General features: G+C 56.8%; 13 protein-coding genes. 9 read left to right on the top strand and 4 right to left on the bottom strand.

Going from position 1 to position 16,669, the window contains the following annotated elements; translation table 11 throughout:
- From N5C09_RS19695 to queF, 3 genes are all read right to left on the bottom strand, one after another.
- On the bottom strand, nucleotides 1–1,265 hold a 1,265-nt coding region (locus tag N5C09_RS19695), incomplete at its 3' end, for an HAAAP family serine/threonine permease (RefSeq protein WP_279749716.1).
- A gap of 504 nt (nucleotides 1,266–1,769) precedes the next feature.
- Nucleotides 1,770–3,134, bottom strand: a complete 1,365-nt coding sequence (gene ppnN, locus N5C09_RS19690) for a nucleotide 5'-monophosphate nucleosidase PpnN (protein WP_063451916.1) — start codon at nucleotides 3,132–3,134, stop codon at nucleotides 1,770–1,772.
- Nucleotides 3,135–3,250: 116 nt separating this feature from the next.
- Nucleotides 3,251–4,093 carry an NADPH-dependent 7-cyano-7-deazaguanine reductase QueF gene (queF, locus tag N5C09_RS19685; protein WP_279749715.1) on the bottom strand — a complete coding sequence of 281 codons (843 nt, stop codon included), beginning with the start codon at nucleotides 4,091–4,093 and terminating at the stop codon, nucleotides 3,251–3,253.
- A gap of 69 nt (nucleotides 4,094–4,162) precedes the next feature.
- Here queF and syd point away from each other — a divergent pair, with 69 nt between their 5' ends.
- The 8 genes from syd (at nucleotide 4,163) to N5C09_RS19645 (ending at nucleotide 12,483) form a co-directional block, all read left to right on the top strand.
- Complete coding sequence (gene syd, locus N5C09_RS19680; RefSeq protein WP_193034958.1) at nucleotides 4,163–4,708, top strand: SecY-interacting protein; 546 nt, start codon at nucleotides 4,163–4,165, stop codon at nucleotides 4,706–4,708.
- A 632-nt stretch (nucleotides 4,709–5,340) separates the two neighbouring features.
- On the top strand, nucleotides 5,341–5,670 hold the full coding sequence (locus N5C09_RS19675) for a YqcC family protein (protein WP_063869323.1): 330 nt from the start codon (nucleotides 5,341–5,343) through the stop codon (nucleotides 5,668–5,670).
- On the top strand, nucleotides 5,667–6,452 hold the full coding sequence (gene truC, locus N5C09_RS19670; protein ID WP_236328615.1) for a tRNA pseudouridine(65) synthase TruC: 786 nt from the start codon (nucleotides 5,667–5,669) through the stop codon (nucleotides 6,450–6,452). Before N5C09_RS19675 ends, truC begins: the two co-directional genes overlap by 4 nt.
- Before the next feature lie 15 nt (nucleotides 6,453–6,467).
- Nucleotides 6,468–6,917: a flavodoxin gene (locus N5C09_RS19665; RefSeq protein ID WP_279749714.1), complete on the top strand. Its 450-nt coding sequence runs from the start codon at nucleotides 6,468–6,470 to the stop codon at nucleotides 6,915–6,917.
- A 294-nt stretch (nucleotides 6,918–7,211) separates the two neighbouring features.
- On the top strand, nucleotides 7,212–8,567 hold the full coding sequence (gene gudP, locus N5C09_RS19660) for a galactarate/glucarate/glycerate transporter GudP (RefSeq protein ID WP_063451910.1): 1,356 nt from the start codon (nucleotides 7,212–7,214) through the stop codon (nucleotides 8,565–8,567).
- On the top strand, nucleotides 8,567–9,907 hold the full coding sequence (locus N5C09_RS19655) for an enolase C-terminal domain-like protein (protein WP_193527756.1): 1,341 nt from the start codon (nucleotides 8,567–8,569) through the stop codon (nucleotides 9,905–9,907). The genes gudP and N5C09_RS19655 overlap by 1 nt, the downstream gene beginning before the upstream one ends.
- A 15-nt stretch (nucleotides 9,908–9,922) precedes the next feature.
- Nucleotides 9,923–11,260 (top strand): glucarate dehydratase, encoded by a 1,338-nt coding sequence (gudD, locus tag N5C09_RS19650; RefSeq protein WP_063869329.1) that lies wholly within the window; start codon nucleotides 9,923–9,925, stop codon nucleotides 11,258–11,260.
- Nucleotides 11,261–11,337: 77 nt separating this feature from the next.
- Nucleotides 11,338–12,483, top strand: coding sequence for a glycerate kinase (locus N5C09_RS19645; protein ID WP_193527700.1), 1,146 nt, complete (start codon nucleotides 11,338–11,340; stop codon nucleotides 12,481–12,483).
- Nucleotides 12,484–12,533: 50 nt separating this feature from the next.
- Here N5C09_RS19645 and barA read toward each other — a convergent pair whose 3' ends face one another.
- A complete protein-coding gene (gene barA / locus N5C09_RS19640) occupies nucleotides 12,534–15,293 on the bottom strand; it encodes a two-component sensor histidine kinase BarA (RefSeq protein ID WP_279749712.1) in 2,760 nt (919 codons plus the stop codon).
- A 57-nt stretch (nucleotides 15,294–15,350) separates the two neighbouring features.
- Here barA and rlmD point away from each other — a divergent pair, with 57 nt between their 5' ends.
- The gene (gene rlmD, locus N5C09_RS19635; protein ID WP_279749711.1) at nucleotides 15,351–16,649 is read left to right on the top strand and encodes a 23S rRNA (uracil(1939)-C(5))-methyltransferase RlmD; all 1,299 of its coding nucleotides are present in this window, start codon (nucleotides 15,351–15,353) and stop codon (nucleotides 16,647–16,649) included.
- The last annotated feature ends 20 nt before the right edge of the window (nucleotides 16,650–16,669 follow it).

The following is a 16,669-nucleotide window of genomic DNA, read 5'->3' as shown; positions in this document are numbered from 1 at the left end:
GCGGAGATGGCAATCAGACCCATCACAACAACGAAGACGTTGCTGATATGGCCGCTGTATTTGCGCATCGCAGGCACTTTCTGAATCGCGTACATCGGCATCAGGAACAGGATCATCGCGATAATCGGGCCGCCCAGGGTTTCAATCATGCCCAGAATGCTTGGGTTCAGGGTGGCTACCGCCCAGGTGGTCACCAGCATGAACAGCGCGGTGATTTTGTTCAGACGGTTGATTTCAATGCTCTTGCCCTTACCGCGCAGAGATTTAATCACCATACCGTTGAAGCCTTCACGTGCGCCCAGGTAGTGGCCCAGGAAGGATTTGGTGATGGCGATAATCGCGATAATCGGTGCCATCCACGCAATCAGCGGTGCGTTAAAGTGGTTTGCCAGGTAAGACAGAATAGAGATGTTCTGCTCTTTCGCCGCCGCCAGATCCGCCGGGGAGAGGCTCAGCACGCAGCTGAACACGAAGAACATTACGGTCAGTACCATCATGATGTGCGCGCGAGCCAGGATGCTGGAGCACTTCTTCTCTGCGCCGTCGCCGTACTCTTCACGCTTCGCTACCGCGAAGGAGGAGATGATGGGTGAGTGGTTGAAGGAGAACACCATTACCGGGATTGCCAGCCACAGGGTCAGCAGCAGGCCGTTACCGGTCGCGGATGCGCTGCTCAGAGACAGGGTTTCCAGGGCAGCACCGTTCCACTGTGGGATCAGGTACAGCGCCAGCACCATCAGGGCCGCAACAAACGGGAATACCAGCACGCTCATCGCTTTCACAATCATCTGCTCGCCGAAGCGCACGATGGTCATCATACCGACGATCAGGATCAGGGAGAGGATCGCGCGCGGCGGCGGGGTCATCTGAAGCTGATGCATCATGAAGCTTTCAACGGTGTTGGTGATAGCGACGCTATAAACCAGCAGAATCGGGTAAATCGCAAAGAAGTAGAGCAGGGTAATCAGCTTACCAGCGCCGACGCCGAAGTGTTCTTCAACAACTTCAGTGATGTCTTCGCCCGGGTTTTTACCGGACAGCACGAAGCGGGTCAGGCCGCGGTGTGCAAAGAAGGTCATCGGGAAAGCGATGATTGCCATGATGATCAGCGGGATCAGACCGCCGACGCCCGCGTTGATAGGAAGGAACAGTACACCAGCGCCGATTGCCGTGCCGTAAAGGCCAAGCATCCACATGGTATCCGTTTTGCGCCAACCGCTTCGGGAATCAATCGAAGCAACGGTGCTGGTTTGAGTGGTTTCCATCTGTATCTCCTGGAGGAAGCAAATTGTCAGGTTTTTAGTCAAATCCGATGAAAAAGTGCCTGACGGTAATATGAAATTCGTTCAGTGACGGTTTTTTAATAATTTTTGCCCGTAACTATTGGCGGGCGGAAAGATACATTCTAGTTATGAATCTATCAGTGATCGCGATCCCAAATGCAATAATCCACTTATGATGTGGGCATCTTTAGACCAATTATCTGTTAAAAAAACATCAAAGAGAATTTACGGGCGCGAAGGCTACCATTAGCAACATGTTTTAGAAAAGGCTGGCCCGCGAGATAGGTGTCTTTCGCTGTAAAGAAATGGGATTTTAGTATTTTCTGGCGGGTAATTTTGATTAAGGCTGATTATTTACGGTTTCAGAAACCAGGTAATCGTTTGCGTTGGCGTCAGATTAGCTAATAACATTTAAGAGCGCTATGAATTGCATCACTAATAAAAAAGCCGGATGACGATCCGGCTTGAGTGGAAGGAAATGACGCTTTACTTGATGATTTCGTAACACGGAATATAGGCGGAGCCTGGAAGCTTCATGCGGTGCTGGGCGACAAAGCCCTGCAACATGTCATCCATACGGCGCATCATCTCCGGGTCACCGTGGATCTTATACGGCCCGAACTCTTCAATCGCGCGGATCCCCACCTCTTTCACGTTCCCCGCCACAATGCCGGAGAAGGCGCGACGCAGGTCGGCAGCCAGCACTTCCACCGGCTGATCCGGATAGAGTTTCAGGTTCGCCATGTTCTCATGCGACGGCTCGAAGGGGATCTGGAGATCCGGTGCGATACGAATGGACCAGTTGAAGCTGTAGGCATCCCCGGTATCACGACGGTTCTCTTTCACCAGCGGCATCGCTTTTTTCATCTGGCGGGCCACTTCTGCGGCATCGTCAATGATGATGCGGTAGTGACGGCGCGCGTCTTCACCCAGCGTATGCACGATAAACTCGTCCAGCACGCGGAAGTAGTCGGCGCTCTCTTTCGGGCCGGTCAGGATCAGCGGCAGAACCTGGTCTTTGTTGGCCGGGTTCATCAGGATCCCCAGCAGATAAAGCAGCTCTTCCGCCGTGCCTACGCCGCCCGGGAAGATGATGATGCCGTGCGCGATACGGACAAACGCCTCAAGACGCTTTTCGATATCCGGCATAATAATCAGTTCGTTAACCAGCGGGTTAGGCGGCTCAGCGGCGATGATCGACGGCTCGGTCATGCCGATAAAGCGACCATCTTTATAGCGTTGCTGCGCGTGTCCTACTGCCGCGCCTTTCATCGGCGCTTCCATCGCGCCAGGACCGCAGCCGGTACAGATGTTCAGCTCGCGCAGGCCGAGCTGAGTCCCCACGCGGCGGGCGTACAGGTATTCGGTTTCGTTAATGGAGTGACCGCCCCAGCAGACGACCATGTTCGGCGCCTCGCCCACGTGCAGGGCACGGGCGTTACGCAGAATGGAAAAGACCAGGTTGGTGATATGAACGGAGCTTTCCAGATCAAGATGCTGGAAACGACCGGCGTTGCTGATCTGTCCGTTAACAAACAGAATATCGCGCAGCACGGCAAACAGGTTGGCCTGAAGTGAGCGAATAATACGCCCGTCGACAAAAGCGTCCTCCGGCGGGTTGATCACTTCCAGCTTCACGCCGCGCTCGCGGCGCAGCACGTTGATATCAAAACTTTCGAAGCGGGACAGCAGCTCTTTACTGTTGTCGGTCAGGCTTCCGGAGTTCAGTACGGCAAGTGAACAGTTACGAAACAGTTGATAAAGGTCGCTACTGGCGGTGCGTTTAAGCATGTCCACTTCCAGCTGCGACAACATATCCATAGAGCCAAGCGGGCTAATATGTGTAATCAAGTGAGCTCCTTATGGGACGATTATCGTCTTTCCCTGTTGATTACAATAGCCCTGGCTTATGACGTTTCACAACACTTCGGGCGGAATACCGCCCGCATATTGTGAAAATATTTATCTTACTGGCGTACCAGCCGTCCGGTGGCAGGCACAAAATCGGTATTGGTGCGCCACGGGTTGATATCCAGACCCCCACGACGGGTATAGCGGGCATAAACGCTCAGCTTTTCAGGCTGGCAGAAACGCTGGATGTCATTGAAGATGCGTTCCACGCACTGCTCGTGGAATTCGTTGTGGTGGCGGAACGACACCAGGTAACGCAGCAGCTTTTCCCGGTCAATTTTCGGGCCGCGATACTGAATCTGAACGGAGCCCCAGTCCGGCTGGTGGGTAATGAGGCAGTTGGATTTGAGAAGGTGGCTGACCAGCGTCTCGTCCACACGCTTTCCGCTCGCCGCGTTTTCGAGGTAGTCGGTGCTAAATTCGTAGCTCTCTATCTCAATATCCTGGTCGTCGATGCAGGTGCCGTGGAAATGGGCAATGGGCTGTCCTTCCAGCTCGTGCAGACGGTATAACGAGACGGATACGTTCCCCTGCGCGCAGGCGGCTAAATCCCGCTCCAGCGTTTGCTGAACCTCGTCCCAGCTGTTGAATCGGGTCTGGTTGAAGCTGTTGAGATAGAGCTTAAAGCTTTTGGACTCGACCAGGTTCACGCTGGCGTAGTCCAGCTCAACGTGGCCCACGGCCACCTGCGGCAGCCCGCGCGCGTTCAGCCAGGAGAGTTCATACAGCGTCCAGATATCGCCGCCAACAAACGGCAGCGCATCGGCATGAAGGCCAAGCGGATCGCGGTTCAGGCTGCGCGGCACGCCCTGAAGCAGGCTTGCGTCGTAGGTGTCGCGGTAATCGGTCGATTTACCCAGCGTTAAGCCCGTTAACGCCTGATGATTTACGTAAGACATGTTTCATAGCCACTTTACAGGTACACTTAGGGGCTGAGTTTATCCTGTCTTACAAGAAGAGAGAAATCGGTGGATATCGAAACTGCAAATGCCCTGACGAGCTTCACGACCCGCTATTGCGATGCCTGGCATGAAAAGCGGGGGACGTGGCCGCAAAGCACTGAATTATATGGCGTGCCGTCACCGTGCATTATCGCTTCGCAGGATGATTACGTACTCTGGCAACCGAAACCGTTCGCGGGCGAGCAGAACGTAAATGCGGTTGAACGCGCCATGGACATTGTGGTACAACCTGCGCTTCATGCGTTTTATACCACGCAGTTTGCCGGGGATATGACGGCATGCTTTGCACGACAGCCGCTGACGCTGCTGCAAACCTGGAGCGAAGACGATCTTCAGCGCGTTCAGGAAAACCTCATTGGTCACCTGGTCACGCAAAAACGCCTTAAGCTCTCTCCGACTCTCTTTATTGCGACGCTCGACAGTGAACTGGACGTCATTTCTGTCTGCAACCTCTCTGGCGAGGTGATTAAAGAGACGCTCGGCACCCGCAATCGCGACGTTCTCGCGCCTTCACTTGCGGATTTCCTCACCCGCCTTGAGCCGCTTCTGTAATCCATGATGCTACTGGACGTGTGAGAGATCTCTTACACGCTCTGTGAGACATCGCCGAAACAATTAGCATTGTCTTATGGATTTAAGATTAATATTAACTTTCCTTTCAACAGGTTAGCGATTTCCTTAATCGATAATACCCGTTTCGCCTGGCTTACACTGCGCACAAGGTGGGTTGTAAGACGACGCAGAATAGCGGATTCTATCTCTGTCGACAGGATGCCGACGCAAGAAACGAACATCAGGATGATGGCGTTTCTTATCAGGGACACGTCAGGACGACGCCGCAGGAAGGCTTCAGGATGAAGCAAAGTGGATCACGCAGGATGCGTAAGGGACACCTCCAGGAAGGAGAACGAGAGCCGGTCATGATGGTCGGTGGGTCAGGATGGCCAGGACGTTTCAGGATGAAACCTACACATCAGGACGATGTGAGCAGGAAGCAAAAGGTAAAGGGATGACCAGGCCTTCGGGCATCAGGAAAAGTTGTCACGGATGAGCAGGGAGCACGTATTGTAGCTGGAATGCTGCGAAACGAACCGGGAGCACTGTTTTTACAGTGCTCCCTTTTTTTATTTCTGTCTTCCGCAATGCTATGCTTCGCGCCATTCCGTTTTTCAGTTGAGGTTACTATGACGCATCACGATAGCGTTCGTGCGCAATTGCACGCCATCGAAGCCCTTATGCGCCAGCATCAGCTGTGGCAGGATAATGCGCCGCAGCCAGAAGCGTTCGCCAGCACCCAACCGTTTTGTCTGGATACGCTGTCCCCGTTCGAATGGCTCCAGTGGGTATTAATTCCGCGCATGCACGCGCTGCTGGAAGGGGGACACGCCTTGCCCCAGGCGTTTGCCGTCTCTCCCTATTACGAAATGGCGCTGGAGGCGACCCACCCGGCGCGCGACGTTATGCTGGTTGAGCTGGAAAAGCTGGATACGCTTTTCGCCGGTGACGATGCATGACGCTTGAGATCCTGTATCAGGATGAGTGGCTGGTGGCGGTGAATAAACCGTCCGGCTGGCTGGTACACAGAAGCTGGCTCGATCGCGATGAGAAAGTGGTGGTGATGCAAACCGTGCGCGATCAAATTGGTCAGCACGTCTTTACTGCCCATCGTCTGGATCGGCCAACCTCTGGCGTTCTGCTGATGGGACTTTCCAGCGAGGCCGGGCGCCTGCTGTCGCAGCAGTTTGAACAGCACCAGATCCAGAAGCGCTACCACGCCATTGTGCGCGGCTGGCTGACGGATTCCGCCACGCTGGATTATCCGCTGGTGGAGGAACTGGATAAAATCGCCGATAAATTTGCCCGCGAGGATAAAGGCCCGCAGCCTGCGGTGACGGAGTATCGCGGTATGGCGACCACAGAACTGCCGGTGGCGACCAGCAAATTTCCTACCACGCGCTACGGTCTGGTTGAGCTTTTGCCCAAAACCGGGCGCAAACATCAGCTTCGCCGCCACCTTGCGCACCTGCGCCACCCGATTATCGGCGACAGCAAGCACGGCGATCTGCGCCAGAACCGCAGTGCGGCAGAGCATTTTGGCTGTAACCGGCTGATGCTGCACGCCAGCGAGCTGCGCCTGACGCATCCGTTTACCGGCGAACCGCTGACTATTCGTGCGGGGCTGGATGAGGTCTGGATGCAGGCGCTGTCACAGTTTGGCTGGCTGGGACAACTCCCCGAAAATGAAAGGGTTGAGTTTGCCGCAGGCAACGTTCAGGATGAACAGCAAGCGAAATAATGACGGGAGCAAAGCATGGCTGAAGTAGGTATTTTTGTCGGCACGATGTACGGCAACTCGCTGCTGGTGGCGGAGGAAGCGGAAGCAATCCTCGTCAATCAGGGCCATAAAGCCACGGTCTATGAAGATCCGGAGCTGGCAGACTGGGAAAAGTACGCCGATAAATACATTCTTATCGTGACCTCGACCACGGGGCAGGGCGATTTGCCGGACAGCATCATGCCGCTTTTCCAGGGGATTAAAGATCGGCTTGGCTACCAGCCGGACGTGCATTACGGCATCATCGCGCTGGGAGACAGCTCGTATGCAAACTTCTGCGGCGGCGGCAAGCAGTTCGATGCGCTGTTGCAGGAACAGAGCGCTCAGCGCGTCGGCGAGATGCTGCTGATCGACGCAGGTGAGCACCCTGTACCGGAAAGCGTGTCGAACCCGTGGGTTGAACACTGGGCAACGCTTCTTAAATAGTTTCGTATGCCGGGTAAGGCGTAGCCGCCACCCGGCAACAAAGCCGCACCAAATCCTCAATTCCGTGAAGTATCTTCCATCACTTTGGGCTTATGCCCCAAACCACGTTCCCCACACTCTTCAATGTTGTGTTCCTGCACGGTGAGAGAACGCATCACTCCTTCATATACTTTTCTCGTCACTATAAAACGGCTTGATGCCGTACCAAAACCAAACACCAATCTCTCATTCTGATTACCCTACAGGTGCTGTACAGAATGAACCAGGCGAAAGCTATGTTTCAGGAGTGCAACAATGAGTACATTAAGCCACGCGGCGAGCAGCGCTGAGAAGCGCACCAACGCTCGCTACTGGATAGTGGTGATGCTGTTTATCGTCACATCTTTCAACTACGGCGACCGCGCCACGTTGTCCATTGCCGGCTCTGAGATGGCAAAAGACATCGGGCTCGATCCGGTTGGTATGGGTTATGTTTTCTCCGCATTTTCATGGGCCTACGTTATCGGCCAAATCCCTGGCGGCTGGCTGCTTGATCGCTTCGGCTCAAAACGGGTCTACTTCTGGTCCATCTTTATCTGGTCGATGTTCACCCTGTTGCAGGGCTTCGTGGATATCTTCAGCGGCTTCGGCATCATCATCGCGCTCTTTACCCTCCGCTTCCTGGTGGGCTTAGCGGAAGCACCGTCTTTCCCCGGTAACAGCCGCATCGTGGCCGCCTGGTTCCCGGCGCAGGAGAGGGGAACGGCGGTAGCCATTTTTAACTCGGCGCAATACTTTGCAACGGTCATTTTCGCGCCCATCATGGGCTGGCTGACGCATGAAGTGGGCTGGTCACACGTCTTCTTCTTCATGGGCGGGCTGGGGATCGTCATCAGCTTCATCTGGCTGAAGGTGATCCACGAACCAAACCAGCACCCGGGCGTGAACAAGAAAGAGCTGGACTATATTGCGGAAGGCGGGGCGCTGATCAACATGGATCAGAAAACCCAAAAGGCTAAGGTCCCGTTCAGCCAAAAATGGGCGCAGATCAAGCAGCTCGTCGGCTCACGTATGATGATCGGCATCTATCTCGGCCAGTACTGCATTAACGCGTTAACCTACTTCTTCATCACCTGGTTCCCGGTTTACCTGGTGCAGGCGCGCGGCATGTCGATTCTGAAGGCGGGGTTTGTCGCCTCCGTACCGGCCATCTGTGGCTTTGTGGGCGGGGTCCTCGGCGGGGTTATTTCCGACTGGCTGATGCGTCGTACCGGTTCGCTGAACATTGCGCGTAAAACGCCCATCGTGCTCGGGATGCTGCTCTCCATGACCATGGTGTTCTGTAACTACGTTAGCGCGGAGTGGATGATCATCGGCTTTATGGCGATGGCCTTCTTCGGTAAGGGCATTGGCGCGCTGGGCTGGGCTGTAATGGCAGACACCGCGCCGAAAGAGATCAGCGGCCTGAGCGGCGGTCTGTTCAACATGTTTGGCAACATTTCCGGCATTGTCACCCCAATCGCTATCGGGTACATCGTCGGCACCACCGGCTCGTTCAACGGCGCGCTGATTTATGTTGGCGTCCATGCGCTGGTGGCGGTACTCAGTTACCTGGTGCTGGTGGGCGATATCAAACGTATCGAACTGAAACCTGTTGGGGAGCGCGGATGATGACAACGCAATCAAGCCCTATCGTAACGGAGATGAAGGTCATCCCGGTGGCGGGGCAGGACAGCATGCTGCTCAACATTGGCGGCGCGCATAACGCCTGGTTTACCCGCAACATCGTGGTGCTGACCGACAGTGCAGGAAATACCGGCGTCGGGGAAGCGCCTGGCGGAGAGGTGATTTACCAGACGCTGGTCGACGCCATCCCGCAGGTGGTTGGGCAGGAGATCGCCCGCCTGAACAAGGTGGTCCAGCGCGTGCATAAGGGCAACCAGTCGGCGGATTTTGATACCTTCGGAAAAGGCGCCTGGACCTTTGAACTGCGGGTTAACGCGGTGGCGGCGCTGGAGGCGGCTCTCCTTGATTTACTGGGCAAGGCGCTGAACGTGCCCGTCTGCGAGCTGCTGGGGCCTGGCAAACAGCGTGATGCGGTAACGGTGCTGGGCTATCTGTTCTACATTGGCGACCGGACTAAAACCGATCTGCCGTATCTGGATCGCTCGCCGGGCAGCCACGAGTGGTATCACCTGCGTCATCAGGAAGCGCTCAACGCCGAGGCGGTGGTACGCCTGGCAGAGGCGGCGCAGGATCGCTACGGCTTCAAAGACTTCAAGCTGAAAGGCGGCGTCCTGCCGGGCGAGCAGGAGATTGACAGCGTACGGGCGTTGAAAAAACGCTTCCCGGAGGCGCGCATTACCGTCGATCCGAACGGCGCATGGCTGCTTGATGAAGCTATCGCGCTGTGCAAAGGGCTGGGCGACGTGCTGACCTACGCGGAAGATCCGTGCGGCGCGGAGCAGGGCTTCTCTGGCCGCGAGGTGATGGCGGAGTTCCGCCGCGCCACCGGACTGCCGGTCGCAACCAACATGATCGCCACCAACTGGCGCGAAATGGGTCACGCGGTGATGCTGAATGCGGTGGACATTCCGCTGGCAGACCCGCACTTCTGGACCCTTTCCGGCGCGGTGCGCGTGGCGCAGCTGTGCGATGACTGGGGGCTCACCTGGGGCTGCCACTCCAATAACCATTTCGACATTTCGCTGGCGATGTTTACCCACGTTGGCGCGGCGGCGCCGGGCAACCCGACCGCCATCGACACCCACTGGATCTGGCAGGAGGGCGAAGCGCGCCTGACCAAAAATCCACTTGAAATCAAAAACGGCACCATTGCCGTACCGGATGCGCCGGGGCTGGGCGTGGAGCTTGACTGGGATCAGATCCACAAGGCGCATGAAGCGTATAAAAAATTGCCGGGCGGCGCGCGCAATGACGCGGGCCCGATGCAGTACCTTATCCCCGGCTGGACATTTGACCGTAAGCGCCCTGTTTTTGGACGTCACTGAAAAAAGGATCGAACGATGAGCACATTTTCTACCCCCGTAGTCACCTCCATGCAGATTATCCCCGTCGCGGGACATGACAGCATGTTGATGAACCTGAGCGGCGCGCACGCGCCGTTCTTCACCCGCAATATCGTGGTGATCAAGGACAACTCAGGACACACCGGTGTGGGTGAAATTCCGGGCGGGGAGAAGATCCGTAAAACGCTGGAGGACGCCATTCCGCTGGTGGTGGGTAAAGCGCTGGGCGAGTACAAAAATGTGCTGACCAGCGTGCGTAACACTTTTGCCGATCGCGATGCGGGTGGCCGTGGTCTGCAAACGTTTGATCTTCGCACCACTATCCACGTGGTCACAGGCATTGAAGCCGCGATGCTGGATCTGTTAGGCCAGCATCTGGGCGTCAACGTTGCCTCCCTGCTGGGGGACGGCCAGCAGCGCAGCGAAGTGGAAATGCTCGGTTACCTGTTCTTTATCGGCAACCGCAACCTCACCCCGCTGCCGTACCAGAGCCAGCCGGACGAAAAATGCGACTGGTATCGCGTGCGCCACGATGAAGCGATGACGCCGGACGCGGTGGTGCGCCTGGCGGAAGCGGCGTATGAAAAATATGGCTTCAACGACTTCAAGCTGAAGGGCGGCGTGCTGGCCGGTGAACAAGAGGCGGAAGCGATTACCGCGCTGGCGAAGCGTTTCCCGCAGGCGCGCGTCACGCTGGATCCGAACGGCGCCTGGTCGCTTGATGAAGCGATCGGCATTGGCAAGCAGCTCAAGGGCGTGCTGGCCTACGCGGAAGATCCGTGCGGCGCAGAGCAGGGTTTCTCCGGACGTGAAGTGATGGCGGAGTTCCGTCGCGCCACCGGGCTGCCAACCGCCACGAACATGATCGCAACCGACTGGCGCCAGATGGGGCACACGCTCTCGCTGCAATCGGTGGATATTCCGCTGGCAGATCCGCACTTCTGGACGATGCAGGGCTCGGTTCGCGTGGCGCAGATGTGCCACGAGTTTGGCCTGACCTGGGGCTCGCACTCCAACAACCATTTCGACATTTCGCTGGCGATGTTCACCCACGTGGCGGCCGCTGCGCCGGGCAACATTACCGCCATCGACACCCACTGGATCTGGCAGGAGGGCAACCAGCGCCTGACCAAACGGCCGTTTGAGATCAAGGGAGGCATGGTGCAGGTTCCCGCCACGCCGGGTCTTGGCGTTGAGCTGGATATGGATCAGGTCATGAAAGCGCACGAGCTGTATCAGAAACACGGCCTGGGCGCACGTGATGATGCGCTGGCGATGCAGTACCTGATCCCTGAGTGGTCATTCGACAATAAACGTCCGTGCATGGTACGATAAGCGCATTGGGACCGCTCCCATGGGCGGTCCCTTACGTGGTGTATGCTTAACGTAACTAACATGCGTAAGGATGGCTTATGAAAATTGTTATCGCTCCGGACTCGTATAAGGAAAGCTTGAGCGCGCTTGAGGTGGCGACAGCGATAGAGGTCGGTTTTCGCGAAATCTTCCCCTCAGCGGAATACGTCAAATTACCGGTTGCCGATGGTGGCGAAGGGACGGTGGAGGCTATGGTGGCCGCCACGCAGGGGCGCCTTGTCCATGTTCCCGTTACCGGGCCTTTGGGTGAACGCGTGGAAGGGTTTTTCGGCTTATCCGGAGACGGGAAAAGCGCGTTTATCGAAATGGCGGCCGCGAGCGGCCTGGAGCTTGTTGCTCCGGCAAAGCGTAACCCGTTAATCACCACCTCGTGGGGAACCGGGGAACTCATCCGTCATGCCCTGGACGCGGGCGTTAAGCATATCATTATCGGCATTGGGGGCAGCGCGACCAATGACGGTGGCGCGGGCATGGTGCAGGCGCTGGGGGTAAAACTGCTGGATGCTAAAGCGCAGCACGTTGGGCCGGGCGGCGGTGAACTGGCTAGCCTTGCTCATATCGATCTCAGCGGGCTGGACAAGCGGCTGGCATCCTGCCGAATCGAAGTGGCCTGCGATGTGACCAACCCTCTGATCGGCGAGGCTGGCGCGTCTGCGGTATTCGGTCCTCAGAAAGGGGCGACGCCGGAAATGGTCAGGACGCTGGACGACGCGCTTGCGCATTTCGCAAAAATTATCGCTCGGGATCTGGATATTGACGTTTTAAACCTGGCGGGCGGCGGTGCGGCTGGCGGGATGGGGGCGGCGCTGTACGCTTTTTGCGGCGCGCAGCTTCGTCAGGGCATTGAGATTGTCACCGATGCGCTGCATCTTGATGAACAGGTCGCGAACGCCGATCTGGTGATCACGGGCGAAGGGCGTATCGACAGCCAGACGATCCACGGCAAAGTGCCCGTTGGCGTAGCGAGAGTCGCGAAACGCTACAACAAACCGGTTATCGGCATTGCCGGCAGCCTGACGGCGGACGTTGGCGTGGTGCACGAGCATGGGCTGGATGCCGTGTTCAGCGTGATTTACACCATCTGTTCCCTGGAGGACGCGCTGGAAAATGCGCAACAGAACGTGCAAATGGCCGCAAGGAATATTGCGGCGGTCATAAAGGTGGGGCAGGGGATTTCGCGTTAACGATCGTGCTCCTGTAGGCCCGGCAAGCGAAGCGCCACCGGGCTATTGTCTTAGTTCCCCAACACCTTCATCGCTTCCCGCGTCACGTTGTCCATCTCGTCCAGCAGCTCCAGGAATTCCGGTTCAAGATCTGTTTCCGGCGTACCCGCGCGGAGCTGCTGTTCAAGCAGCTGGCAGAGATTTTTCAGCCGCGGCACGCCGCTGTAGCCGCAGCTGCCGTGTAGCTTATGGATAGCCTCCAGCAGCCCTTCAGGATTTTCACCCACCAGCTGTTCTTCTACCTTATTTCGAATCTCAGGCAGGAAGTCCACCAGCATTTGCAGCATATCGCGCGCCAGATCGGCTTTGCCCGCCGCCTGCCGCAGCGCCAGTTGCCAGTCAAACGTGGCATTCTGGTTGACGCTGATTTCCGGCGATTCAGCTGAAATGGTGTATGTCCCGCCAATGTGACCCGGCTTGTAGCGCAGCAGCAGGCTGTGCAGCTTCTCTTCGTCGATCGGTTTCGCCAGATAATCGTTCATGCCCGCACCCAGCAGCTTCTCTTTTTGTCCCGCCATCGCGTGCGCCGTCACGGCAATCACCGGCGTCTGCTGCTGGTGCGGAAGCTGGCGAATCAGCTCGCAGGCGCGGATGCCATCCATGCCCGGCATCTGAATGTCCATCAGGATCAGGTCAAACTGCATCTGTTTGGCCTGCTCTACGGCTTCGGCGCCGCTGGTACACAGCTCAACGTGCTGAACCTGATCCTCAAGCAGCACGCCAATCAGCTTCAGGTTGGCCGGGTTATCGTCCACAGCCATCACCGTCATCGGCAGCTTACGTTCATCGTTCGCCAGCGGCAGGGGCTGATTCGTCAGACGGCAATATTCGGTCAACGCGGGTAACAGCCGTGTGGCGGTAAGGGGTTTCAGCAGACACGCCGCCGCCCCGTCGTTTTTCAGCTCTTCAGCATTAAGCTGGGCGTGGCACGGCAGAGCCAGCAGCAGGTAGTCCGTCATTGAGGCCGCCTTCGCCAGGCGTTCCTGCTGCATGGTGAGCTCTCCGGTAAACGTCACCGGAATACCCATCAAAAGGATATCGTAATGATCGTTCGCGAGCGCGGAGAAGGTCGGGCTGTAAACCACCTCCAGCGGCGTAGTGCTTAACACATCCAGCGTACACTGTGCCGCGGCGGCATTCGGTTCCACGTAGGCCAGACGCATCCCTTTCAGGCAGTCGGTGACCGGACCGTCGGTCTGCACGTTCGGATTAAGATCGAGATTGATATGGAACCAGAAGGTCGAGCCCCGGTTAGGCTGGCTGTGGAAGGAGATATCGCCTCCCATCTCTTTCACCAGCTTTTGGGTGATCACCAGCCCCAGGCCCGTTCCGCCGTGACGACGGGAAATGCTCGCATCGGCCTGGCGGAATGCCTGGAACAGACGCGACTGATCGCGCTCCGGAATGCCGATGCCGGTATCCCGGATCTGCACCTCAATCTGGACCTTGTTATTACTGAGTGCCCGTTTTTCGACCAGAATGTCTATGTTGCCGCTCTCGGTGAATTTGATCGCGTTGCCCACCAGATTGGTGATGACCTGTTGCAGGCGGAGCGGGTCGCCAATGACGTTATCCGGCACGTCGTTTTTAATATTGAGCGTCAGCTCCAGCCCCTTATCATGCGAGGAGTGGGCAAGCAGTGTGACCACGTCATCCAGGGTGCTGCGCAGCGGGAACGGAATACTCTCCAGAATCAGCTTGCCCGCTTCCAGCTTCGAGAAGTCCAGCACGTCGTTAATGATGGTCAGCAGGTTGTTGGCCGATCGTTCAATGGTATGCAGGTGATCGCGCTGGGTTGGATTCAGCTCGCTTTTGAGCGTCAGGCGGGTGAAGCCGATCACCCCGTTCAGCGGTGTTCGCAGCTCGTGCGACATGTTCGCCAGGAATTCAGACTTAATACGAGCCGCCTCCTGCGCGCGTTTTTTCGCCAGATCCAGCTCCACGTTCTGGATCTCCATCTGCTCCAGCGTTTCCCGCAGGTCGGAGGTTGCCTGGTCAACGTTGTGCTGCATCTCTTCGTGATAGGCCGCCAGCGACATCGCCATCGAGTTGATGCCGTTTTTTAGCATATCCAACTCGCCGAGCATAAAGCCTTCCACGCGGCTGTCGAGCTGACCCCGACGGATCCGGTCAACGGTATTCACCATGTTGCGAATAGGCCCCGTGACGTCGCGCATCAGTCGCCAGCCGAAGATTAGCGCAATGCCGATACAGAACAGCATCATCACGCCAGAAATGAATATTTCTTTGTACTGCTGGAGCCGCACCGACTTGAGATCCAGCTCCAGCGCCACGTATCCCAGCATATTATTGCTGGACTTCGCATCCGACTGGGCTGATTCATCGGGTGAATAGCTTTCCGAGATAATCGGCGTGCGCAGGATCATAATATCGCCGCGCCGCAGAACCGTGAGATGACGCGGGAAGGGCGTACCTTCCGGGATTTTCAGCGACGTGGGATCCAGATGAAAATTCGAGGTAACGAACAGGCGGTTATGTTCGTCGTAAACGGAAATGGCGCGCACGATCTCTGAATGTCGGCGGTGCAGCACGCTGATTAACTGACCAATGGATTCGCGGTTTTGTAGGTTCATGCCGTACTCGCTGGAGACGGCCAGCGGTTCGATAATGCTGGCCCCGGCATCTTCAAGCTGCCTCTGCAAATCGTTATAGCGATGCACCACAAAGAAAATGCTCAGCAGCAAACCGATGAGAACGGTAGGAGCGAGGATCAAAATCATCATGCGTGCGCGCAGGCTGTAGTTGGTCATGGAGTTCCGTTATGGGACAATCAGGCTAATTATGTTTATTTGAGAACAATCTCGGCGATGGCGCAATTCTACTCTGCAAAACGACGCGTGACGACGCGTCAGATCATAACTGTTGAAGCCACGGACCTCGATCCTTTCGGTCAGGGGGTGGCGCGTCATAACGGCAAGACGCTGTTTATCACCGGTTTGCTGCCCGGAGAGCGCGCAGACATTACGCTGACGGAAGACAAACGCCAGTATGCACGCGGCCAGGTTAAGCGCCGTCTTAACGATAGCCCGGAACGCGTGACGCCTCGCTGCCCCCATTTTGGCGTCTGCGGCGGCTGTCAGCAACAGCATGTCAGCACAGAATTACAGCAAAAAAGTAAAAGCAGCGCGCTGGCCCGCCTGCTAAAACATGACGTCAGTGACATTGTGGCTGACCAGCCGTGGGGCTACCGTCGCCGCGCTCGCCTGAGCCTCAGCTATCAGCCAAAAACCGAACGGCTGGAGATGGGTTTTCGCAAGGCTGGCTCCAGCGATATCGTCTCCATCACACAGTGCCCTGTTTTGGCGCCCCAACTTGAGGCGCTGCTCCCGGCTGTGCACCACTGTCTTGCATCGCTGGACGGGGTGCGTTCGCTGGGGCATGTCGAACTGGTGCTGGCTAACAGCGGCCCGCTGATGGTGCTGCGCCACACCGCGCCGCTCTCACCGGAAGATCGCGAAAAACTGGAACGCTTTTCGCATTCTCATGAGCTTGCGCTTTTCCTTGCGCCGCAAAGCGAGATACTTGAGCAGGTCAGCGGAGAAGCGCCCTGGTATGCGTCAGACGGACTACGCTTAACGTTCAGCCCACGGGATTTTATCCAGGTCAACGACGGCGTGAACCAGCAGATGGTGGCGAATGCGCTGGCATGGCTTGACGTCCAGCCCACCGATCGGGTGCTCGATCTGTTCTGCGGTATGGGGAACTTTACCCTGCCGCTGGCCCGCAAAGCAGCAAGCATGGTCGGCGTGGAGGGCGTTGAGGCGCTGGTGGCGAAAGGCCAGGAGAACGCCCGGCAGAACGGCTTGCAAAATGTGACATTCTTTCATCAAAATCTTGAGGATGATGTCACGCGGCAACCGTGGGCTAAGCAGGGCTTTGATAAGATCCTGCTCGATCCGGCGCGCGCGGGTGCGCCGGGCGTGATGCAACATATAATTAAACTCGCGCCTGAACGCGTGGTCTATGTTTCCTGTAATCCGGCGACGCTCGCCCGTGACAGTGAAGCATTATTGAGCGGGGGTTACCAGATTCGGCGTCTGGCAATGCTGGACATGTTCCCGCACACTGGACATCTGGAATCGATGGTGTTGTTCGAGCACATCTAATGAGTTTGGCTTGTCGACTT

It is taken from the genome of Enterobacter sp. GD03975, from assembly GCF_029838645.1.
GTDB lineage: Bacteria > Pseudomonadota > Gammaproteobacteria > Enterobacterales > Enterobacteriaceae > Enterobacter > Enterobacter quasihormaechei.
Note: the sequence above shows the minus strand (reverse complement) of the source record. Positions and strands in the feature narration are given on the sequence as shown.

What these genes read in the sequence shown, in the direction of transcription:
- rlmD (WP_279749711.1), top strand. Translation starts at nt 15,351, where the DNA reads ATGGCGCAATTCTACTCTGCAAAACGACGCGTGACGACGCGTCAGATC.
- N5C09_RS19665 (WP_279749714.1), top strand. Translation starts at nt 6,468, where the DNA reads ATGGCTGAAGTAGGTATTTTTGTCGGCACGATGTACGGCAACTCGCTG.
- N5C09_RS19645 (WP_193527700.1), top strand. Translation starts at nt 11,338, where the DNA reads ATGAAAATTGTTATCGCTCCGGACTCGTATAAGGAAAGCTTGAGCGCG.
- truC (WP_236328615.1), top strand. Translation starts at nt 5,667, where the DNA reads ATGACGCTTGAGATCCTGTATCAGGATGAGTGGCTGGTGGCGGTGAAT.
- N5C09_RS19675 (WP_063869323.1), top strand. Translation starts at nt 5,341, where the DNA reads ATGACGCATCACGATAGCGTTCGTGCGCAATTGCACGCCATCGAAGCC.
- gudD (WP_063869329.1), top strand. Translation starts at nt 9,923, where the DNA reads ATGAGCACATTTTCTACCCCCGTAGTCACCTCCATGCAGATTATCCCC.
- barA (WP_279749712.1), bottom strand. Translation starts at nt 15,293, where the DNA reads ATGACCAACTACAGCCTGCGCGCACGCATGATGATTTTGATCCTCGCT.
- gudP (WP_063451910.1), top strand. Translation starts at nt 7,212, where the DNA reads ATGAGTACATTAAGCCACGCGGCGAGCAGCGCTGAGAAGCGCACCAAC.
- queF (WP_279749715.1), bottom strand. Translation starts at nt 4,093, where the DNA reads ATGTCTTACGTAAATCATCAGGCGTTAACGGGCTTAACGCTGGGTAAA.
- N5C09_RS19655 (WP_193527756.1), top strand. Translation starts at nt 8,567, where the DNA reads ATGACAACGCAATCAAGCCCTATCGTAACGGAGATGAAGGTCATCCCG.